Origin of the sequence: Pseudoalteromonas sp. SG41-5 (assembly GCF_014164495.1) — a bacterium.
GTDB lineage: Bacteria > Pseudomonadota > Gammaproteobacteria > Enterobacterales > Alteromonadaceae > Pseudoalteromonas > Pseudoalteromonas rhizosphaerae.
In genome coordinates this window covers 41,131-63,645 of record NZ_JACJFH010000014.1, presented here as the reverse complement: position 1 = coordinate 63,645, position 22,515 = coordinate 41,131, and the positions used below count along the sequence as shown (strand labels likewise).

Genomic DNA, 22,515 nt, shown 5'->3' with positions numbered 1-22,515 from the left:
TAATATGGGTAAATAGTTTATAACACAAGTGTTAGACTCAAGTTTTCAAAATAGTTCGTTATTTTTTAACGATTTTTACCCTAGCATAGAAAGCGCAGTATTTTTTGTAAATATGCTAAAAAAAGCCTATGGTTGGTAACTAATTATACTATTTTCAATTTCGCTATTGGCTTTAGCACACGGGTTGTTTAGAATCGAGGAAAACAAACAGGTCAGACCTGTCAGCGGGAGAGCATTAATGTCTGAGCAAAATATACTAAAAACAGCAAAGGGCGATCGTATTGCCATCGTCAGTGGTTTACGTACGCCATTTGCTAAACAAGCAACTGCATTTCATCATGTACCAGCCCTTGATATGGGGAAGTTAGTCGTTAACGAAATGCTTGAACGCCTTAACTTTGATAAATCTGAAATTGATCAATTAGTGTTTGGTCAAGTAGTACAAATGCCAGAAGCGCCAAACATTGCCCGCGAAATCGTATTGGGTACTGGCATGCCAGTATCTGTTGATGCGTACTCCGTATCACGTGCTTGTGCCACTAGTTTTCAGGCGATTGCTAATGTGGCTGAATCAATCATGGCAGGTTCGGTGCAAGTGGGTATTGCTGGTGGTGCAGACTCGTCATCGGTATTGCCAATCGGCGTAAGTAAAAAATTAGCAGGTAGCCTTGTTGATCTTAATAAAGCACGTACCTTAGGGCAACGCTTAAAAATATTCTCTAAGCTGCGTTTAAAAGATTTATTACCAGTACCGCCTGCGGTTGCAGAATATTCAACTGGTTTATCTATGGGTCAAACTGCCGAGCAGATGGCAAAAACTCACAGTATTAGCCGTGAAGATCAAGATGCCTTAGCACATCGTTCACATACTCTTGCTAGCCAAGCATGGGCAGATGGTAAACTTGCTGATGAAGTGATGACTGCACATTTACCGCCGTATAAAAGTTTTATCGAACAAGATAATAATATTCGCCATAATTCAACGGTTGAAGGGTACGCTAAATTAAAACCAGCGTTTGACCGTCAGCATGGCTCAGTCACTGCTGCAAACTCAACACCGCTAACTGATGGTGCAGCAGCGGTATTAATGATGAGCGAAAGTAAAGCCAAAGCATTAGGCTATAACATTTTAGGTTATGTACGTAGCTTTGCATTCTCTGCCATTGGTGTGAATGAAGACATGCTAATGGGGCCGGCTCATTCAACGCCTGTTGCCTTAGCGAGAGCTGGCATAACGCTTGCCGATCTTGATTTAATTGAAATGCACGAAGCCTTTGCAGCACAAACGTTAGCGAACATGAAAATGTTTGCCTCAGATAAGTTTGCGCAAGAAAAACTCGGTCGCAGCAAAGCGATTGGTGAAATTAACATGGATAAGTTTAACGTTTTAGGCGGTTCGCTTGCATATGGTCATCCATTTGCAGCCACCGGCGCACGACTTATCACCCAAAGTTTACATGAACTCAACCGCCGTGGCGGTGGCTTAGCACTAACAACTGCGTGTGCCGCAGGTGGCTTAGGTGCAGCCTTTGTATTGGAGAGTGCGTAATGACACAGTCAGTATTTAATTTAGACGTTGATGATAGCGGTATTGCCGTTGTCACCATTGATGTGCCGGGCGAAAAAATGAATACCCTGCGCGACACTTTTGCAGATGATTTAACAGCCTTGCTCGATGACGCAAAACAGCAGTCAGTGAAGGGCATGGTATTCATTAGTGGTAAAAGCGATAACTTTATTGCTGGTGCTGATGTAAAAATGCTTGATAACGTGCAAAGTCGTGATGATGCACTGGCGATCAGCGAATTATGCCACCGTGCATTTTTTGATATGAAAAAACTGCCATTTCCAACTGTTAGTGCCATTCATGGTGCGGCATTGGGTGGTGGTTTAGAATTTGCCTTGGCGTGCGATTATCGCGTATGTACAGACAGTGATATCACTAAACTAGGCTTACCTGAAGTACAACTTGGTTTATTACCCGGTGGTGGTGGAACGCAACGCTTGCCTAAACTGGTTGGTTTGCAAAAAGCCCTTGAGTGGACGTTAACAGGTAAACAAATTCGCGCTAAACAAGCTAAAAAATCGGGTTTGGTAGATGATTGTGTACCACAGACCGTATTGCTAAAAGTAGCAAAAGAATTTGCTTCAAAAGGTAAAGCGAAAGCGGGCAAGCCTAAGCTTGATCGTATTAGCCAATTATTAGAATCGAATCCGTTTGGCCGAAACTTCATCTTTAAAAAAGCACAAGAAAATGTACTGAAAAAAACCGGTGGTCATTATCCTGCGCCGTTGGCTATTATCAAAGCAATACGCGCAAGTGTTGAGCTGGATGAACTAAAAGCTTATAAAACAGAAGCGGAAGGTTTTGCTACTTTAGTAATGAGCAGCGAATCAAAGTCATTACGTGGGATATTTTTTGCCACCACTGAAATGAAAAAAGAGTGGCGCAACGACGACGCTCCAGCAATCACTAAAACAGCCGTACTAGGCGGCGGTTTAATGGGCGCAGGTATTGCCCATGTTAGTGCTGTAAAAGCCGGTGTACCAGTTCGTATCAAAGATGTTGCAGAGCAGGGCATAAGTAATGCCATGAATTACAGCTATAAAATTTTAGATAAAAAGCAAAAGCGCCGTATTTTATCTAAGGCTGAACTGCAACAAACTATGAACCGAATTACTGGTACAACTAACTACAGTGGTTTTAAACACATTGATTTAGTGATTGAAGCGGTATTTGAAGACCTAAGCCTTAAGCAAGGTATGGTGGCAGATGTAGAACGTGAATGCCAAGCAAACACAATTTTTGCTAGTAACACGTCATCATTGCCTATCTCACAAATTGCGGCAGAAGCTGCCCGTCCAGAGAATGTAATTGGCTTACATTATTTCTCACCAGTTGAGAAAATGCCATTGGTTGAAATCATTCCACACGAAGGCACCTCAGAAGAGACTATCGCCCGGATTGTAAATTTTGCCCGTAAGCAAGGTAAAACACCAATCGTTGTTAAAGATAGCGCAGGCTTTTACGTTAACCGTATTTTAGCGCCTTATGTGAATGAAGCGGCTAACTTATTACTGGCAGGTGAGCCAATTGAAAAGATTGATGCGGCACTCGTTGAGTTTGGTTTCCCTGTTGGACCATTAGCACTATTAGACGAAGTCGGCATTGATATCGGCTCTAAGATTGCGCCAATTCTTGAAAAAGAACTCGGTGATCGTTTTAAAGCACCCGATGCGTTTTCACGTTTAATTGATGCCAAACGCTTAGGCCGGAAGACTGGCCGTGGTTTTTATCTTTACGATAAGAAAGCTAAAAAAGTAGACGAATCAGTTTACGAATTACTCGGCGTGAGCCCATCACCACGTTTAAATAAAAGCGAAATTGCTAAACGTTGTGTGGCACAAATGCTTAACGAAGCTGCCCGCTGTTTAGACGAAGGCATTATTGCCAGTCCTCGTGATGGTGATATTGGCGCAATCTTTGGTATTGGCTTCCCGCCATTTTTAGGTGGTCCATTTAGCTATATGGATAAACTTGGCGCAAACAAAGTAAGCTCAGAAATGGCTACTTTTGCTAACTTTAACCCGGTATTTGCGCCGTGTGCAGCTTTAGTTTCGATGGCTGATGCTGGTGCAAGCTTTTATCAGCCTGAGTCTGCACAGCCAAGTAAAGCAGTTGTGATAGAACAAACCGTGGCGGCTAAGCAAGACGTTGCCGATGTAGAACCTGTCGAAGCGGTTGAGGCTCAAGAAGTTATTGTTCCGCCAGCGCCAGCTACTGAAGCTGAATCGGTAACCGACGCGCACCCAGCTGATGCAAGCGATGATAAAGTGAAATAGTATTTAATTGCTAGTTATAAAAACGCACTGATAGTTTGAAGTGCGTTTTTTTATGCCTAGAATTTAAAAAATTTAGTTGCTGAAATCATTTTGCTTTGTTGTTATAACAGGGGCATCCTAACTGATACCGCGTAAAGACGAATAATGAACATCAGCACTGCAAGATTACAATTGAGACTCCTTGAACAAGACGATTGGTCGTTTTTTCTAGCTTTGCATGATGAGCCATGCGTTATTGAAAAATGTTTTGACAGGCCTTCTGATACGCAAATACGTAGTAAGTTTATGCAGCGGTTGGCGCCGGGGCACCCTACAGCCAATAAGTCTTTGTGTTTGATGATCATTGAAATAAAAACAGGCAAAAAAGTGGGCGTTACAGGGCTTACAACATCCTCATCAAACACTCCCGAAGTTGGTTATCTGTTAATGCCTGAGTTTTATGGTCAAGGTTATGCAACTGAAGCACTACAAGCATTTTTAACATGGGCGACGACAGCGTTTAACATTCAACAATTTACTGCTGTGGTTACAAAAGGGAATGTAGGCTCAGAAAAAGTGTTGGCTAAATGTGGCTTTAAGTTAGTTAGCGTTGAACCGTCAGCTTACGAAATTGGTGGGGTATTATTTGATGATCATCATTTTTTACTAACGTGTACGGAGTAAGGCTAAGTTGTACTGAACAAGTAGCTTGCGCAGTACAACATTAAAATTGTGACTTACATATGAATTTCAATCGCTTTGCGATCTTTTTCCGGCATATTGGCAACCACTAAGTTAAATGAATTATCAATCATACGTTCAATTTCACCTTGCGGGATTGAGCCATCTAAAATAACAGTATTCCATAACCGTTTATTCATATGATAGCCCGGGATCACTGAAGGAAAAATATCACGAAGTGATTGCGCTTCATCCGGGTCGCATTTTAAATTCATCCACCAAATAGGGTTGCCGTCTTCGTCAGTTTCCCCTTCGTTGCCAACCGATAAAGTGGCAAACATTTTATGGTTTACTTTATATACATCAACTTCTTGGCCGAAAGGTTTGGTAACCATAACCAGAGGTTTTTTTGCTAAATACTCATGTGCAGTGTGCTGATCCATGATCCAGTCCTTGAGGTCATTTTTGGTAGTTTAACCATAGCAGCTTTTTCGTAGTTTAGTCATGAAAAATCGATTAATAGGTAAAATTTATGAGTAAATACAGGCCCTACGAGAAAAATAGCGGTATGTGATATTTTCTTATTGAAGAAAATCCAGTTCGTGGTATGTTTCTGGGGATTTATAAATTATAGGAAATACACTGATGCCAAAGGCAAGTGAAGTTAAAAAAGGTACTGCGATTGAGTTTAATGGCCGCGTTTTAGTGGTTAAAGATATTGTTCGTTCTGTACCACAAGGCCGTGCTGGTGGAAGTTTGTACCGTATGCGCTTGTACGATGTAGTAACTGGTAGCAAAGTAGATGAAACATTCAAAGATAGCGACATGTTAAAACTAGCTGATTTAACTCGTCGTGAAGCAATGTTCTCGTATTTAGATGGCGAAGAATACGTATTTATGGATAACGAAGATTACACGCCATATAATCTTAATAAAGAAGCGATCAGCGAAGAAATTTTATTCGTCAACGAAGAAACCCAAGGCGTGCATGTCATTGTAATTGATGGCGCACCAGTGGGATTAGATTTACCATCAAGTGTTGAACTTGTGGTTGAAGAAACAGACCCTTCAATTAAAGGTGCTTCAGCGAGCGCTCGCTCTAAACCTGCACGATTATCAACTGGTTTGATCATTCAAGTGCCGGAGCATATTTCTACAGGTGACCGCATCCGTATTAATACCGCAGAGCATAAATTTATGGGCCGTGCTGAAAAATAATAATCTTTACGTCTTTTGCAGTATTAATCCATCAAACACCCAAGCTATTTAATTAATTTAAGTAGCTTGGGTGTTTTATGGACTTCGTAGGTATATTCTTTATTTAAAGCAGGGTGAGAAAAAACTCTTGAACTAAATTGAATAATCAATCCCCTCCACACTTAAATCCCCTCTATGTTTTGTTATTTTTACCGAGTTTATAAATACCTCAAAAGTAAACTAGAAATGTGTGAAATGGCTGAAGCGGTTAAGTCCAGCTACTTAATGTTTTTCATGATTAAACATTTTATACTAAAGGAATATTGAAAAATAACACAAAAACGCGCATTATAACGCGTCATTTCCTTGGTTGAATGTTACTTCTTTCGATACGTTCAACTTTATCTAATCATCAAATTTGTAGTAAATGTAATGCTAAACCATGGATTGGAAAATAGGGCGTTTGTTAAATTACCTGAAGGTGTGGATATAGCTATCACATCCGCTGGATTGGTTTCGCGTAGTTACGCCTACATCATCGATTTTATTCTTCGCACAATTTTGATAGCCATTATCGCTACTGTGCTTATGTTATTCGGCGATTTTGGGGAAGGTATTTTACTTGTCATGTATTTTTTAATTTCATGGGGGTATAACATCTTTTATGAAGTTAAAAATGGCCAGACCCCAGGTAAAAAACGTCTAAAAATTCGTGTTGTTCAAGATAATGGCTTACCTCCAACCTTTTCACAAATTGTTGTAAGAAACTTAATTCGCCCCGCAGATATGCTGCCTGTTGGTTATTTTCTTGGTTTAATTGTTATGTGTTTTAATCCCCGTTTCAAACGCATCGGTGATTGGGCTGCAGGAACTATCGTAGTTTACGAAGAAGACGCTATGAGTCGGGAGTTATTACCAGACGGGCCAGCTGAAGTACCTAGCATTGCGTTTAGTACCGAAGAGCAATTAGCTGTTTTAGACTTTACTGAGCGTGCCCATGAACTTTCTCCTGCAAGACGTCAAGAAATAGCAAATATTTTATCCAAGCCATTAAATATCGAAGAAAATGATAGTGTTGAAACATTATTTAATTACGCAAGGCATTTTGCTGGGCAGAATAATATCAACAGTGGTCGCTCCAATAGTGAGAGTAAGCAATGAAGCAAACTCAATTTGTAAATTTAAACAGCCAAATATGGCAACAATTTCAAGCATATTGCGAACTAAATAGTACTTTTCCTGAAGACTTTCCTAAATTATATCGAAAAATTTGCAACGATTTAGCCATCGCAAGAAGTAGGCAGTACAGTCCTTTACTAATTCAGCAGCTAAATCAGCTGGTACAACAGGGTCAAAAAACACTGTATTTATCCCGCAAAAACCAATTTTCAGAAATTTGGCAAATAGCCCGCACTGCTTTTCCTCGTGCTTTGTACGAAAACCGTTTCATGTTAGGCGCTAATTTGTTGGCATTTTGGGGGTTGGCGGTTATTGCTTTTATTTGGGTCACCCTTTATCCAGATGCCGTTTATACTTTTTTAGGTCAAAGTACGGTGCTTGAAATTGAAAAAATGTATAACCCAACTGGAGCTGTTCAAACGGAGACTCGTGCTCCTGACAAAGATATATTAATGTTTGGTGTCTATATATATAACAACATTGGTATTGCCTTTCAAATGTTTGCAGGGGGAGTTTTACTTTGTTTCGGTGCTGTATTCTTTTTGCTATTTAATAGTTTTTATTTCGGCGCCATTGGTGCGCATATTGTCAATGTTGGTTTTGAAAAAACATTTTTCTCGTTTGTTATTACTCACGGTTCGTTTGAATTAACAGCGATTATTATTGCCTCTGCCGCGGGATGTCAGATTGGCTACGCGTTATTAAACCCAAGCCAATTTACACGCAGTTATGCTATGAAAAAAGCGGCTCAAACAGCACTACCATTAATTGTTGGTGCTTTTGTTATGTTAGTTTTAGCTGCCTTTATTGAAGCATTTTGGTCGCCCCGTGCCATTGCTCATGAAATTAAATTCGTCGTAGGTACTGTTTGTTGGACATATGTAATTTATCGATTGTATAGAGGTATGCGCTATGGAACTTAATCGTCTTAGCTTTAATCCTCGAAAACGCGGCGCCTATGAAACGTTTGATTTGACGGTATTACTTACTAAACAACATTTTTTACCGTTATTTAGTTTGTATATTTGTTTAGCTGTGCCAGTGTTCATCCTTGCCGGTGTATTGTTTGGTTGGTCATGGAGCGCCTTTATTGTATGGTTTTTAAAACCGTTATTTGAACGGCCAATTTTAGACTACATGTCAAAAGTAGTGTTTAATCAACAGGCAACCATTTCGAGTAGTTTAAAATCAATCCTGAAGCTGCAAGCGGGTGACATATTCATCAATATGACGCTTTATCGACTGAGCCCTAACAGAGCTTTTTTAGCACCTGTAACACAGTTAGAAAGGCTAGATGGCCGTCGTAAAGAAATGCGAAAACAGGTGCTGTTTGCAACATCAAAGCCCAAACAAACGCTTTGGATGATGTTTTGCGTACATTTTGAGTTTATCTTAATGATCGGTATTTCTGCGATTATTTTTACCCTTATTCCAACGTCGTTGTCACTTGAAGAGCCATTGTATCAAATATTAGAAAGCCCTTTGTGGATGGAAATTGCATTTAATAGTGTGTATGTGATCAGTGTCGCTTTAGTCGCACCATTATTTGTCACCGGAGGTTTTATGGCCTACTTGCACCGCCGTATAGATTTAGAAGGCTGGGACATTGAGCTAACCTTCAAAAATATGCGTGCCAGATTAAATACTTTATTATCAAGTGCTTGCTTGTTTTTTGCTTGCTGTTTGTTTGCTGTGCCGAGTAAGTCAATGGCAGAGCCAATAGATAAGTTAATTATAAAAGAGCAAGTTTCTACACTTTATGCGCAGGATGATGTTATCGAAAAGAAAACCACTTGGGTACCAAATTTTGATTTAGAAAAGGACTCTTCAGCGGATGGTGATTATCGTTGGCTTGCTAATTTTTTCAAGAGCTTAGGCAATTTTCTTAGTTATTTTATTTGGTTGCTAATTGTTTTATTTGTGTTGTGGTTGGTGTATTTATTAGTTAAAAAGCGTGGCTTCTTCTTAGCACTAGAATTACCGAAAAGACAAAAAAATCAGCATCGAGAACATATAATCCCAACCATGTTTGCTGATATTAAACCGCAAGACTTACCTGAGGATTTAATTGCAGCTGCAAGGTCAGCATATCAGGAGAATAATCAGCGTCTAGCGCTTGCTTATTTACTGCATTTTTCGCTTCGCTGGGCGCAGAGCACTCATCAAGTAAAATTACACCGTTCGATGACCGAAACAGAGTGTAAATCAGCAATTGATGCAAAAGTCACTGAGCAAAGCAAAGATGTTTTTACTCAACTTTTTTCTGCTTGGGTAAAAGTGGCTTGGGGCCATCAATCACTTAATTTTGATTTTAACGTATTAATAGCACAAATAGAGGCTATGGCATCAGCAAACAAGGAGCAAATAAATGAAGCTTAAGTTTGTGGTGGTTTTTTTGTGCTGTGTGTTAGTTTTTTTTATTGGCTCAGCGTTGTTGTCAGCTGACTGGCAAAAAGAAGAGATTGAAATAGGTTTTCACTCCGAAGTTAGCAAAGATAATTTCACAATGGCGCAGAGATTATTAGCTGAACATGGGGTGCTATGGAAAAAAGAAAAGCAATTAGATAACAATAATCAACAACCACTTATTATTGATCACCGCAGCATGTTAATTGTCGATGAAGCGGCGCTTAGTAATTCGCACACACTTGATCAGCAATTGTCCCAATGGGTGAGTGAAGGTGGGCGTCTTGTTTATATATTAAATAAGCAAAGGGATGAACTTGGTTTAGACAATACTTTTACCTTTCAAGATCTTGGGATTAGTGTAAACACGAGTGAAGGGATTTTTGAAAATCATTTTGTGATGGTAAAAGAGGGGCAGAAAAATAGCGTGTTAACGCTCAATGAAAATACCCAACTGGATTTAGAATTGAGTCAGGCATTTGAAATTGAAAACTGCCCAGGTATAGCCACCAAAAATAGTGATGATCAAGTTATCATGTGTGATTTTAAATTTGGTGATGGCCGTATTATTGTGATGCCGTCTCTAGCTCCCTTTACAAACTATCAGTTGCGCCATTTAGATCATGGCAGTTTACTGGTTTGGTTAAGTCAGGGGGTTGATGTAATAACTTATGTTCCTTATTTAAGTTACCCTAATTGGTTTGCTAAGTTATGGCAATGGAGCTGGCAGTGGGTGATCTGTGTGATGCTATTGGTGTTGTTATTTATTTGGCATATTAGTAGTCGTATAGGTCGCGCTTATGCGCCTGATTTAATTTTAACCGTAGGCTTTAAACACCATATTCGAGCGATTGCTAATTTTTATATAAAGCACGGTTTTGAGCAACGCTTGTTTACTGCATTAAAAAAAGATTTTAACGCCAAAGTAGAAACTAGGATCCCTCACTTCAAATCACTAACCGAAGTTCGCCAAGCAGAGATAATCGCTAACTTAGTGCATTTTGATAAGCAACAGGTAGCTGAGCTTCTAAGTGTTGAATTGCCAGAATCTCAGCAACAACGAACAGAGTATATCAAACTATTTAAACAATTAAGGAATGCCCTATGAGCACCGAATTTGCAACAGGACAAATAAGCTTAACGGATGCGGCGCAAGCAGTTAAGCAAGTTAAGGATAATATCTCCCGTGTGTTAGTTGGACAAGATGCCATTATTGAAGATGTGTTAACTGTGTTATTTGCAGGAGGTCATGTATTACTTGAGGGAGTACCGGGCCTTGGCAAAACTTTACTTGTAAGAGCATTAGCGAAAAGCTTAAGTGTGTCGTTTTCACGAGTGCAATTTACACCCGATTTAATGCCATCTGATGTTGTAGGACACAGTATGTATGATATGAAGTCTGGCGATTTCAATATAAAAAAAGGCCCAGCATTTACCAATATTTTGCTTGCTGATGAAATCAACCGAGCACCTGCTAAAACTCAGTCAGCTTTATTGGAAGTAATGCAAGAACAACAAATTACCATTGATGGCGAAACCTTATCTATTGGCTCACCGTTTATGGTACTTGCAACGCAAAATCCGCTTGATCAAGAGGGGACTTATCCATTACCTGAAGCTGAGTTAGACCGTTTTATGATGAAAATTGAATTGGGTTTTCCATCATTAGAGGCCGAGGTTGAATTATTAAAGCTCAACACCAAAGTTGTTTCGAATGAGTCAGAAGTTAGCCAATTGCCGGCAGTATTAAGCGTCAGTAATATTGCTCAGATTAAGCAATTATGTGCTGACATTTTAGTAGATGAAAAGATTTATAATTATGCGGTGGAGTTAGTTCGTAGTTCGCGAACATGGCAAGGAGTATTACATGGTGCAGGACTACGAGCATCAATCAACATTATTAAAGCAGCAAAAGTAATGGCATTGATGAATGGCCGAGATTTTGTTACCCCTGATGACGTTAAGCTAGTGGTACCTAATATTTTACGCCACCGCTTGATACTTTCAGCCGATCTAGAGTTAGAAGGGGTGTCTTTTAATGAAGTGATTTCAGCAATACTAGCCAGTGTTGAAGCGCCTAGATCATGATCCGCACTAAGTTACGACCAGCAAAGCGTTTGTTGCAGCTGGTTTGCGCATTAGTTTTGCTGTTACCCATATTAATCTTTACTGAGACAGCGAGTTTATTAACTACAGTACTCATTGCTGGACTGCTTGTACTAGCGTTATTAGATTATTTGCCTACTCGCTTCAAACATAAATTAAGTATTGAGGTAAACACCAATCAAAACATGTCATTGGGACGTTGGCAACCAGTTAAACTAAGTATTAAAAATACCTCAGAGCAATTATTAATTACTGATATAAGTTTACACCTAAGCAATGCGATTGAGCTATCTGAATTATATACCAGCGTAACTCTGGCAGAAAATGAGCAAGCCCGTTTACAATGGAGTATGTGCGCACATCAACGCGGAGATGCGCAATTGGCTGCCGTTGAGCTTAGAATTAGTTCACGGTTAAAGCTGTGGCAGGCAAATTGGATAATACCGCAAGATTTAGCGTTAAAAGTTTACCCAGATTTTAGTCGAGTAGCTCAAAATCAAGTGCTTAATGGGGTGACAAACACACCAATAAGTGGTTTAAAACTGACAAAAAAACGAGGTGATGGTATTGAATTCCATCAACTTAGGGAATACCGACAAGGTGACAGTATTAAACAGATAGACTGGCAGGCTACAAGTAAACGTCGCAAACTAATTTCTAAAGAGTACCAAGAAGAACAAAATCAGCATGTTGTTGTAATGCTTGATGCATCGAAGAAGATGAATATAGATACCATATCGGGTACTCACTTTGATCACGCATTAAATGCTTTGCTCTTACTTGCTCATACAGTACTCAAACAAGGGGATTGGTTTAGCATGCAAAGTTTTAATCATGATATTCGCTGGTTACCTAATGTTAAAGGTGCACAGAATGTATCGCGTGTGATGAATCATTTTTATGATCTGTACCCTGACCAAAGTAGCAGCGATTACCTTGTTGCAGCTAATCAATTAATCGCAAAAAGAAGTAAGCGTTCTTTAGTATTACTTGTTACGACATTTGATGATCAAAGCTTAGATGAGGTGCTTCCAGCTATAAAGTTATTGCAAAAGCATCACCTTGTTGCAGTTATTAACCTCTCTAATCATGCATTGACAGAAGTACTTGCAGAGCCAATAGAGAATTATGATGAAGCTATGACCTATTGTGCTGCATTAGATTTATTAAATACGCACAAAGCTAATATGGCAAGGCTTAAAAAAGAAGGCGTTATCGCAATTGATACACAACCACAAAAGTTGCTTCCTAATGTGCTAAATACATATTTGAATGTAAAGCACTCAGGAGTGCTTTAGAAACAGGTTGAGATGAAAAAGGCATTAAAATAATGCCTTTTTACTTTTTATTTCTGTTGATCAATTGCTTCGTTAATTTTGTATTGGAAGTAAATTATATTAAAGAAGAAGGTTAAAACGCCATTGAGCTTAACGGGTTCACTACTACCTTTATTGATTAGTTCTGAAATAGAAGAACGTAACGAAAAAATAAAGATTAATCCGACCACGATAGAAGCTAGCGAAATAATAATTGACAACACTGGTAGTACTTCGGTTATAGAGAGAATTAAATTCGCAACGTATAAAGCTAAATAACCATATATCAATCCTTGGCTAATTTGTTTAGTTGCTAATGCATTGGCTTTATTGGTTCTGCTTATTAGCCAATATACACCATAAATTCCAAAAGTAATGACGGCTAAAAAGAACACTCCCCAAGCCGAAAAACGATCAAAATTTAAAACAGGTTTATCTCCGCTTTCATTATTTTTGGTTAGGTTTGCTGCTGGTGCTTCGTATACATTTGAAGTATTTTCTGACATGATATCTCCTAGAAATATTTAATTATCCTTTAAATGTGTATTGCACACGCAAATACACGGGTAGATAATAGCAACAGTAATAGTTTTTGTATATCATTCTTGTTACTGAAAGAATTAAATATTCTGATTTTATTAGTGAAAATAAAGAACTAATTATTGTACATTACAGGTTAGTTTTAAGCGGTATGGGTGTGGTGAATTTGCAATATTTATTGATCAGTGTTGTATCTATTGTCGTTATGTATGCACAGGCAATTAAAAAAGGTATGCCAGTTAAACGCTGGTTGCTGCTAGCAGGGTTGTTAGGCCCCGTTGCATGGTGCTTGTTTAACTTACATTATCGTCGTGCACTAGTGCGCTGTGTGGGTATACAAGCGTGCACATGGCGACCATAGGCTGTCATTTATGCCTGTTGTACTAAACTAAGTGCCGCTTGGTTTTGTTGTTTCTTCAAAAATTCTGTAAATTCAGCTCGCGATAAAGGTTTTGAATAGTAGTAGCCTTGCATCGTTTCGCAATTAAGCTCTTTTAAGATTGCAATTTGCTCTGCTTGCTCAACCCCTTCAGCCACCACATGTAAGTCTAAGTTATGTGCAATAGTAACTATTGAGTCAACCATATTACGGCCTCGCTCTGTTTGCATATCATCAATAAACGCTTTATCAACTTTTAGGGTATTAAGTGGAAACTGCTTTAAATATGCAAGTGATGAGTAGCCAGTGCCAAAGTCATCCATGGCTAAATGAATACCACGAGCACTGAGAGAGCGCATGATCGAAATAGCATCTTGTGGGTCGTCCATTACCGTACCTTCAGTAATTTCAAGTTCTAAAAAGTACGATGGCAAGGCGTGATTTTGTAAAATCACATCAATACGAGTAGTTAGATCCGGTAGGCTAAATTGTTTAGCAGACAAGTTTACCGCAACTCGGCCATTAAATAACCCTTCGTCTAGCCAAGCTTTAACATCGCGGCAGGCTTTATGTAAGACTACTTCACCAATTTCAATTATTTGCCCGGTTTCTTCTGCGATGGGAATGAACACGCCAGGGCTGATAATGCCTTTTTTCGGGGTTATAAACCGTACCAAAGCTTCCATTCCGGTAAATTTACCCGTACGAATGTTCATTTTTGGCTGGTAATAAACTTCAAAATGATCTTCTTTTAAACCAAATCGCATTAAGTTTTCAATTTGCAGGCGTTTTACTGCTTGGCGGTTCATGGTGTCGTTAAAGAATAAGTAGCTATTACCTTTCTTTTTCGCATGGTACATCGCAGTATCGGCATTTTTAAGCAGTAGTTCTGGGGTATTACCATCTTCTGGGAATAACACAATACCGACACTTGAAGTGATCACTAATTCGTGACCTGCCATTTTAAATGGCGTGGCAATGGCGGCTAAAAACTGTTTTGCCATTCTGGTAATGGTATGAATATCGTTAGTGCCAGACATAACTAAGGCAAATTCATCGCCACCTAAGCGGTAAAACACATCTTTTTCACGGGTGAGTTTACTCAACCGCATTGCTAGTTTTGCCAGTAAACTGTCGCCTAGTTGATGCCCTAATGAGTCATTAATTTTTTTAAAGTTATCTAAATCAAATACTAGTAATGCATGGTGGCTGTCTTGTTTTGCCAGCTTTTTAAGATCGGTAAAAAATAGATTTCGGTTAGGTAAGCCAGTTGTACGATCGCGATTTGATAAGTTATGTAGTTGTGATTCGGCTTTTTTACGCTCGGTTAAATCTGAATATACAATGACATAGTTACAAATTTGATTATGTTCATTCTTAATTTCATCGATTGAGATTTCAATCGGTAGTAGTTTTCGCTCACTGTTGCGCAGTTTAACTTCTTGTTGCCAATGGTCGGTAAGACGAACAGTATTTTTAATATCATCAATATAACTTTGCTCGTAACCTGGTAAGGTAAATGGCTTGTTTAAATAGTTATCTCGGTTCCCACCAAACTGCGATAAAAAGCTGGGATTAAGATCAACCAGGTTAAAGTTTTTATCGTAAATGGCTAATGCATCAGTGAGTGATTCAACACATTTAGCGAATAAGTTAAGGCGTGCCTCGGTTGATTTTAATTGCGTGATATCGCGTACCGTGCCAGTCATTCTTAGCGGGTTTAAATTGGTGTCTTTTTCAATGATCTTGCCTCTGTCGAGTACCCAATGCCAGCGATCAAAGCTGTCTTTAATGCGATAGCTGGCTTCAAAGAAAGCGGTTTGCTCCGCAAAGTGTTGCTTTAACAGTAATTCAACTTGCGCTATATCATTAGGGTGAATAAGGGCTTTATTAGGTGGAACATCAATGATGGTATTTCTATCCATCATGTATTTATCGTTAATGCGCAGTACTTCACCAGTTTTGATATTCCAATCCCAAAGTGTGTCACCACTGCCTTCAACCGTGCTTTTTAAACGCCGTTCAGAAATACATAATTGGCGTCGTGAGCGGCGTAATTTGTAGATTGTGAATAATAAGTAAGGCAGCACTAACGTAACAAATGCACTCGGTAAATAAAGCATTAAAGTTTGCTGATCGACTAATTGCTCGCTATAGCCCAATGGGCTAAAGCAGAGTAATAATGAGACGAATATGAATGTGTTGAATATTATTTTTATTATTATCATAGGGCACTTCTGTATTTTGCACTTGATAATCTAATTGAAGCACGGTGTTGTGTCAAAGAGAATGAGAAGAAATCAGCTTTTTTGTCGTTTTGTTTGTTTTAGGTACGCTTAGTAGCTCATATCTTGGTCTATGTTCTGCAAATGTCTCGCGAATATAAGTAACTATCTGCGCAAGACTAAGGTTTTCCAATGCTTCTAACAATTTTTGTTGCATATGAAAGTGATGATCTTGATTACCAATGGCAAGCCACAAGCGTTGTGAACGCAGCCGGAGGTTTTTATCTTTTTCGGCGATGTGGGTGGTTAAGCCATGTTTTTGTTGCTGCCATTGCTCTTCATTTAATTGCTCTAATGAAGCAAGGAATTGCTCAAGAAACGCATTATGACGCTCAAAAATCGCGGTTGCACTGTAGTTAGGTGACTGCACGTAGAAGGCGATGCCCGCACGAGTATTAAAGGGCGCATAACCTGCGCCCACTAGGTAGCCTAACTGTTGTTTGGTACGAAGTTCATTAAAGTAATCTTGATTAATAAGATGGTTTAGCGCCATCATTTTTACTTTTTCAACAACGTCATCGGTTTGTGCTTGGTAATAAATAACCATCGCATGATCGCTACAATTTAGGGTCAGTTGCGAGCGGGTTATTTTGTCTATTTCAAATAACGGACGGGTTAGATCTTCAATCGTAGCTGATTTAGCTAAGTGGTGAGCAATCTTTTTTTGAAACTCAATTGCATCACTTTCTCGCCAATTACCGTGCAAAAATGACTCTACATGCAAGGCATTAAAAAACTCGCGGCGAAAACAATTAAACTGATGAAAGCTGGTATCTTTAAGTGCCACAGCAAGCTGCTCTGGTTCTGGATTCCACGGCATTATTTTTGCGCCCAGCACGCTAAATAATTCACCAACGGGTTTATTTTGATTGCTGTTACGCCAATGGCGGACTAACTGTTTTTTATACTCGGCAAAACGTTTAGCGCAAATATCGACGTTAAATAACGCTTGGAGTAATTCATCAACTAATTCTAATTGGCTCGATGAGAGTCCCGCAGTGTGCAGGGTTAAACCACCTTGATGTGAGGTTAAGTGATAACTTAAACCAGCTAACTCTGCCGGGTAAAATTGTTCTGCAACACTATCCATAAATAAGTCTGCAAATAGACGAGTAAGTGCCATGTGTTTGATATCTTTAACAGCAAAGTCAGAATCCATCGCCAAATAAAAGTGCCCCTTGGCAACTCGAAAAGTGTTGTCTTGTTTAAACCAAAAATCAAAGCCAGGTTCTTTTACTAATAGTTGTGGGTGATTTTGTGGCTGCTCAACGTCATACAATGACACTTCTTTGGTTAAATAAGGGTTTGCTGTAGGTAATAGCATTTCTGGTAGTGGAGTATTAATTTCGCACAGCGCTTCCAGCCAACAGCTAGAAATACTTTCGATCCGATAGGGCGTGTGATACCACTGAGTGGTATGCTCAGGTTCAACATCAGGATGGATCAACACCAAGCGCATATTATGCGGCGTTAACCATTGCATTGCAGTTTCATGAGCCGTTTGATTAAAACCATCCATGAGATAGTCACCTTGCACATAATTGGCTTCATCGTAGTGTTGCATGTTGATGCTTAAATTACTGACCCAATCGATTAAGCGGGCTTTTTCTTGGTTATCAAAGGCGATTTGTAATAGATTTTTTTTATCTTGATATAAGCGCGGTAATTTATCGATGTTTTGATTAATTAAACAAATATATTCAAACACCATTTCAACGATGTCTTCATAGTATTCAATTCCTTCATCGGTCAGTGCCATGCTGATATTAAAATCTTTAAAGTTGCTACCGTTAATGCCACCTCCAGCAGAGAGGGCATTGATCCAACCTTGCGCTTTTAAAATAGAGTAAAGCGACCCTTGCCCTTCATACCCTAATAAATGCGCAATAAAACTAACGGTTTTATGGCGATAAAAATCATCAATATTAGGCATCGCAAAACTTACTATGAGTTTTTGCATATGCTTATGCGGTTCTATATGCAGTACTTTGCAAAGATCTTGCGCGCGATAAAGTGATGCCTCAATGACGGGTTTTGGTTGCTGCTGACCTTTAATATCATTAAATAATGTAGTTACCCATTGCACCATAGTGTCAATTTCTGCATCAGCGCAGATCACTAGGCTCATCCACTGGGCTTGATAATGGGTGTTAAAAAAATCTCGCAATTCTTTGCTTACACAGCCATTACGATCCGCTAAGGTTTGCTGATTACCCACTGAAAATTTAGCAAATGGATGAGCAGGATTAACGGTTTCTTTGTGTGCTTGATAGATGCGTCGGCCATCGTCTTTTATTTTTAATTTAAACTCTGCATCAATGGCATTACGTTCTTTTTCAGTTTCGCCAGGGTTGAGAGAAGGTGCAATAAAAAACCGGCTAAATTGGCTCAGTGCTTGTGCAAACTCTTGATTGTTAATATCGAAGAAATAACACGTGTGCTCGGTGCCGGTCCATGCGTTGGTGTTGCCACCGGATTGGGAAACAAAATTACCAAACCCGCCGGATTCCGGAAATTGGTCTGTGCCTAAAAAAAGCATATGCTCTAAAAAGTGTGCGAGCCCTTGTCTATCAACAGGATCGTCAAAGTGACCAGCATTCACGGCCATCGATGCAGCGGCTTTAGTTGAATCTTTATCTTGCACTAACAGGACTTTTAGACCATTGTCCAGTGTGAGGGCACGGTATGTTCTGTTATCATTGCGGCTGATATTCAAATGATGCTCCTGAAACGTTAAGTTTACTCGTTAACAACAATGATAACTTCAGGGCTGCGATTAAATTGCTTGGCGATTTTTACCTGAATATCATAAGCGAAATGTGTGACGTTGTTTTAATATAGCGGACAAACAGGCAAACTGGCTACTGTTTTATATTCTTTAATCGGTTGATTTTTTATGAAAACAATCTTAATAATGCGCCACGGCGAAGCAACACCGATGCAAGCTGACGATGCAAGTAGAAATTTGACCTCGGTTGGCCAACAACAGGCCGAAAAAATGGGTTTATGGTTGCAAGCAACGCATACCCCAACGGCATTGTTAGTAAGCCCTTACATTCGTGCTCAGCAAACAGCGGAAGGAGTAAAAAAGCATAACGCTTTTTTATTCGAAGAAACTTGCAGCGATATAATCCCTGAAGGCAATCCACAAATTGCCGCCGATTATCTAGAAACTCTCATCGCGATGCATCCACAATGCGATACCTGGTTGGTCGTAGCTCACATGCCAATAGTTAGTTATTTAGTTGACCAATTGAGTGCTGGGAATATGCCGATATTTAACACTGGAGCGGTTGCCGTATTGAGTTACGATGAAAGTCGCCATAAAAGCCAATACCTCAGTATTCATGCACCTAATAACGTAGCAGTTTAGCCTCATACCCAAACCTTGCGTTCCTTTTTAAATTTGCTAAATTAGCGACACACTAATTTAGCAAAGACAATTTTATGACAATTGAACGTATTCAAACCGCAACTCGCATGAGTCGTATCGTTAAGCACAATGGTACGGTGTACTTATGTGGCCAAGTATGTGCTGACGCAGAGCAGGGCATCACCGAACAAACGCAAACTATGCTTGATAAAGTTGAGTTACTTTTAAATGAGGCGGGAAGTTCAAAAGAGCATATGCTCAGCGCCACTATTTATGTAAAAAGCATGGATTACTTTGCCGATATGAATGCGGTTTGGGATGCGTGGGTACCAGCAGGTCATGCGCCCGCACGTGCCTGCGTGGAAGCTAAAATGGCCCGCGATGCTTTGTTAGTTGAGATTTCAGTTGTTGCTGCAATCAAGTAACCCCCAAGCAATTGAACGACTTATAAATGAATTTAATTACGCCTACAGTCGTTCAATCACAAAGCTCCCGGTTTGGCACTTTTGTGATAATCAAATTGATGCCGATGAATGTGCAGCACTGGTTTTAAAGGGCATAAAGCAAGCAACTACAACATCACTTTATTGGTTTGAGCATAGTAAAGAAGCGCTTCCCAAAGTAGGTGATTTAGCCATTTTCACTAACTGGCATGGTGAGCCTTTAGGGATTATTGAAACAACGAATGTCGCAATCGTGCCTTACAACGAAATAACCGCTGAATATGCGGCGTTAGAAGGTGAAGGAGATAAAAGTCTTCACTATTGGCGAAAAGTGCACTGGACGTATTATCAGCGGGAACTTGCCGAAACTAAATTTGAACGTAGTAATATGATGCCCTTAGTTTGTGAACAATTTAAATTGGTTTATGTGGCGTAATATTATTTTGTATAGATAAGGACAGACAATGAAATCTAACCCAGTAGTACTTATAACCGGAGCAAGCCGAGGAATTGGTGCTGCAACCGCAATTTATTTTGCTAGTCACGGTTATGATGTTTGTATTAATTATAAAACGGATCAACACAGCGCAGAAAAAATAGCAGAGCAAGCACGCGGCTTTGCTGTAAAAGCCGAAATAGTGCAAGCCGATGTGTCTGATGAAACGCAAGTGCTGACCCTGTTTACAAAAGTAGATGAGTTATTTGGCAAATTAGATGTGCTTATAAATAATGCGGGTATTTTAAAACCGCAAATGCCATTACTTGAGATGGGAGCCTCGCGTATAAATGAAGTGCTAACCACCAATGTAACAAGCGCTTTTTTATGTGCCCGAGAAGCGATTAAGCGAATGCCCAGTGGCGGCAGTATCGTTAATGTATCATCGGCAGCGGCTAAAACCGGTTCACCAAATGAATATATTGATTATGCCGCATCTAAAGGAGCAATGGACACGTTAACCATTGGTTTAGCCAAAGAAGTAGCCAAGTTAGGTATTCGTGTTAACTCAGTGCGCCCAGGGTTAATCTACACCGATATGCACCGCGACGGTGGTGAAGTAAATCGGGTGGAGCGTCTTAAAGACAAGCTGCCATTGGGCCGAGGTGGACAACCTGAGGAAGTTGCCGCTGCAATTTACTTTTTAGCCTCTGAGCAGGCATCGTTTACCACAGGTAGCTTTGTTGATGTAGCTGGCGGTTTGTAAAGGTTAAAGCAATACCGATAACCAAAAACTAAAGCTAATCACACTTAAAACCGTTGACAGTACAACTGCACCGGCTAATGTCACCTGATGTTGACCTATTTGACTGGCAATAAGGTAAGCATTTACACCAACAGGAGAGGCGCTTAATAGCACTAACACGTTCAAAATCTCTCTATCTAATTCAAATGCGTATGCACCGATTAAAAATACCCCAGCAGGAAGTAAAAAAATCTTCATTAACGAGGCGATTAATGCGGGTTGCCAGTTAGCTGCAATTTTGTAAAACGCTAAGTTGGCGCCTAATACAAATAACGCGCAGGTAATGGCGGGGGTCGCTAAAAGCTCTAAACTCTTTGCTAGGTTATCAAACAAAACAATGCCGCTGACATTTAATATTAGCCCGCAGCCGATGCTCAATACAATCGGATTCAGTACCATGCTCTTAGCAAAACTTGACCATGAAAATGCATGTTCGCTGCCCTTTGCGCCGATTAAATAGGTGAGTGCAAATAGCAATGTGCTATGAAAGGTAATGATCATAAAAGCGATGGCGATCATTTCTTTGCCAAGGGATGCGATGATGATAGGAATGCCCACCAACACCATGTTTGAGTAACTCGACGCTAAGCCAAATACACTGTGTTGTTGATAATTTTTTTGCTTAGCTAAATAACAGCGGTCAACCAAAATACCTAAGGCAAATACGCTCAGTACAGGAATATAAAAACTCAGAAAGGCCGATAAACTAATGCTTTGCTGTAAATCGATTTGCGACATATTTAAAAATAAAAATGCCGGCAGGCTAATGTAAAAAGTAAACTTACTTAGCCCTGCAATGTGTTGCTGTTCAAAAAACTTTAATTTACAACAACTAAAACCAAGCGCAACAATGAAAATCAGCGGAAAGATGATAGAGAAAATATGCACTGCACTGTTGCCTTGAAATAGGGATAACGTTAACGCTTAGCGTCTAAATTCATCACTTTGTGGTAAGTTTATTAAAATAAGTACTGCACCTTTACCACCGTATTCAAGTGGCGCTTGGTGTATTGCTATGACATCTGGATGCTGTACTAAATATTGCGGCACTTTGTGTCTGAGTATATGCCCACCAATACCATGTACTACACACGCACAGTAGTAATGCTTCTTTTTGCACTCATGGATCAGTCCTGCGAGTTCATCTTTTGCCAACTCCTTATTTAAACCATGTAAATCAAGGGTTAAATCAGGTACAAAGTCACCTCGGCGTAACTGCTTTGCTAAAAAACGATCTTGACCGTCTTGCACATAATTAACCGTTCCGTTGGTATCAATATCTGGCACATATTCATCAGAAAAGAAAAATTCTGCCTGATGTTGCTTTTTTTGCTGGGCAAACAGCTTAGCTTGTGAGATTTTAGGTTTGTTAGCAAAGCGATGCGTGTCTTGTTTAAATACACGGGCACCATTAATACTTTGACGAAACATATCGATGTCGTCAGGGCTAATATCTGCGTTTGAGAGAGGATCTTTTTTCATAGCGGCAGTCTAAACAAAAAAACGCTAGAAATCGAGTGAAAACAGAGTAAAAACTGTGTAAAAAA

General features: G+C 39.7%; 21 protein-coding genes. 15 read left to right on the top strand and 6 right to left on the bottom strand.

Annotated features, from left to right (window positions below; translation table 11 throughout):
* Window positions 1-238 precede the first annotated feature (238 nt).
* The 3 genes from fadI to H5232_RS06025 all read left to right on the top strand — a co-directional run bounded on the left by fadI (window position 239) and on the right by H5232_RS06025 (window position 4,506).
* Complete coding sequence (gene fadI / locus H5232_RS06035; RefSeq protein ID WP_145240359.1) at window positions 239-1,549, top strand: acetyl-CoA C-acyltransferase FadI; 1,311 nt, start codon at window positions 239-241, stop codon at window positions 1,547-1,549.
* On the top strand, window positions 1,549-3,843 hold the full coding sequence (fadJ, locus tag H5232_RS06030; protein WP_182830645.1) for a fatty acid oxidation complex subunit alpha FadJ: 2,295 nt from the start codon (window positions 1,549-1,551) through the stop codon (window positions 3,841-3,843). Before fadI ends, fadJ begins: the two co-directional genes overlap by 1 nt.
* A 144-nt stretch (window positions 3,844-3,987) precedes the next feature.
* Entirely contained in the window at window positions 3,988-4,506 is a 519-nt protein-coding gene (locus tag H5232_RS06025) for a GNAT family N-acetyltransferase (protein WP_182740096.1), read from the top strand.
* A 53-nt stretch (window positions 4,507-4,559) separates the two neighbouring features.
* On the opposite strand, the gene H5232_RS06020 is transcribed toward H5232_RS06025, so the two are convergent.
* On the bottom strand, window positions 4,560-4,946 hold the full coding sequence (locus H5232_RS06020) for an MmcQ/YjbR family DNA-binding protein (RefSeq protein ID WP_182718614.1): 387 nt from the start codon (window positions 4,944-4,946) through the stop codon (window positions 4,560-4,562).
* 202 nt (window positions 4,947-5,148) lie between these two features.
* On the opposite strand from H5232_RS06020, the gene yeiP reads away from it, so the two are divergent.
* The 7 genes from yeiP (at window position 5,149) to H5232_RS05985 (ending at window position 12,689) form a co-directional block, all read left to right on the top strand.
* Entirely contained in the window at window positions 5,149-5,721 is a 573-nt protein-coding gene (yeiP, locus tag H5232_RS06015; RefSeq protein WP_145240366.1) for an elongation factor P-like protein YeiP, read from the top strand.
* Between the two features lie 411 nt (window positions 5,722-6,132).
* A complete protein-coding gene (locus H5232_RS06010) occupies window positions 6,133-6,861 on the top strand; it encodes an RDD family protein (RefSeq protein WP_149983038.1) in 729 nt (242 codons plus the stop codon).
* A 302-nt stretch (window positions 6,862-7,163) separates the two neighbouring features.
* Window positions 7,164-7,802, top strand: coding sequence for a stage II sporulation protein M (locus H5232_RS06005; RefSeq protein WP_182761608.1), 639 nt, complete (start codon window positions 7,164-7,166; stop codon window positions 7,800-7,802).
* The gene (locus tag H5232_RS06000; protein ID WP_182830644.1) at window positions 7,792-9,258 is read left to right on the top strand and encodes a hypothetical protein; all 1,467 of its coding nucleotides are present in this window, start codon (window positions 7,792-7,794) and stop codon (window positions 9,256-9,258) included. The genes H5232_RS06005 and H5232_RS06000 overlap by 11 nt, the downstream gene beginning before the upstream one ends.
* Complete coding sequence (locus H5232_RS05995; protein ID WP_182830643.1) at window positions 9,248-10,393, top strand: hypothetical protein; 1,146 nt, start codon at window positions 9,248-9,250, stop codon at window positions 10,391-10,393. The genes H5232_RS06000 and H5232_RS05995 overlap by 11 nt, the downstream gene beginning before the upstream one ends.
* Window positions 10,390-11,373, top strand: a complete 984-nt coding sequence (locus tag H5232_RS05990) for a MoxR family ATPase (protein ID WP_182761606.1) — start codon at window positions 10,390-10,392, stop codon at window positions 11,371-11,373. The genes H5232_RS05995 and H5232_RS05990 overlap by 4 nt, the downstream gene beginning before the upstream one ends.
* Window positions 11,370-12,689, top strand: coding sequence for a DUF58 domain-containing protein (locus H5232_RS05985; protein ID WP_182830642.1), 1,320 nt, complete (start codon window positions 11,370-11,372; stop codon window positions 12,687-12,689). The genes H5232_RS05990 and H5232_RS05985 overlap by 4 nt, the downstream gene beginning before the upstream one ends.
* Window positions 12,690-12,736: 47 nt before the next feature.
* On the opposite strand, the gene H5232_RS05980 is transcribed toward H5232_RS05985, so the two are convergent.
* Window positions 12,737-13,213 (bottom strand): DUF4234 domain-containing protein, encoded by a 477-nt coding sequence (locus H5232_RS05980; RefSeq protein WP_182740100.1) that lies wholly within the window; start codon window positions 13,211-13,213, stop codon window positions 12,737-12,739.
* Window positions 13,214-13,299: 86 nt separating this feature from the next.
* On the opposite strand from H5232_RS05980, the gene H5232_RS24705 reads away from it, so the two are divergent.
* Window positions 13,300-13,608 carry a hypothetical protein gene (locus H5232_RS24705; protein WP_182830649.1) on the top strand — a complete coding sequence of 103 codons (309 nt, stop codon included), beginning with the start codon at window positions 13,300-13,302 and terminating at the stop codon, window positions 13,606-13,608.
* An 8-nt stretch (window positions 13,609-13,616) separates the two neighbouring features.
* On the opposite strand, the gene H5232_RS05970 is transcribed toward H5232_RS24705, so the two are convergent.
* Window positions 13,617-15,749: a bifunctional diguanylate cyclase/phosphodiesterase gene (locus H5232_RS05970; protein ID WP_182830648.1), complete on the bottom strand. Its 2,133-nt coding sequence runs from the start codon at window positions 15,747-15,749 to the stop codon at window positions 13,617-13,619.
* Between the two features lie 157 nt (window positions 15,750-15,906).
* Window positions 15,907-18,627 (bottom strand): insulinase family protein, encoded by a 2,721-nt coding sequence (locus H5232_RS05965; RefSeq protein WP_182731359.1) that lies wholly within the window; start codon window positions 18,625-18,627, stop codon window positions 15,907-15,909.
* Between the two features lie 180 nt (window positions 18,628-18,807).
* Here H5232_RS05965 and sixA point away from each other — a divergent pair, with 180 nt between their 5' ends.
* From sixA to H5232_RS05945, 4 genes are all read left to right on the top strand, one after another.
* Entirely contained in the window at window positions 18,808-19,284 is a 477-nt protein-coding gene (gene sixA, locus H5232_RS05960) for a phosphohistidine phosphatase SixA (protein ID WP_179959228.1), read from the top strand.
* Window positions 19,285-19,358: 74 nt separating this feature from the next.
* On the top strand, window positions 19,359-19,709 hold the full coding sequence (locus H5232_RS05955; protein WP_149983028.1) for a RidA family protein: 351 nt from the start codon (window positions 19,359-19,361) through the stop codon (window positions 19,707-19,709).
* On the top strand, window positions 19,690-20,163 hold the full coding sequence (locus tag H5232_RS05950; RefSeq protein WP_182794569.1) for an ASCH domain-containing protein: 474 nt from the start codon (window positions 19,690-19,692) through the stop codon (window positions 20,161-20,163). Before H5232_RS05955 ends, H5232_RS05950 begins: the two co-directional genes overlap by 20 nt.
* Before the next feature lie 28 nt (window positions 20,164-20,191).
* Window positions 20,192-20,929, top strand: a complete 738-nt coding sequence (locus tag H5232_RS05945; protein ID WP_149983026.1) for an SDR family oxidoreductase — start codon at window positions 20,192-20,194, stop codon at window positions 20,927-20,929.
* A gap of 3 nt (window positions 20,930-20,932) precedes the next feature.
* Here H5232_RS05945 and H5232_RS05940 read toward each other — a convergent pair whose 3' ends face one another.
* Together H5232_RS05940 and smrB are read right to left on the bottom strand one after the other, a co-directional pair.
* Complete coding sequence (locus tag H5232_RS05940; RefSeq protein ID WP_182830641.1) at window positions 20,933-21,856, bottom strand: AEC family transporter; 924 nt, start codon at window positions 21,854-21,856, stop codon at window positions 20,933-20,935.
* 36 nt (window positions 21,857-21,892) lie between these two features.
* Window positions 21,893-22,450: an endonuclease SmrB gene (gene smrB, locus H5232_RS05935; protein WP_145240381.1), complete on the bottom strand. Its 558-nt coding sequence runs from the start codon at window positions 22,448-22,450 to the stop codon at window positions 21,893-21,895.
* Between the last annotated feature and the right edge of the window lie 65 nt (window positions 22,451-22,515).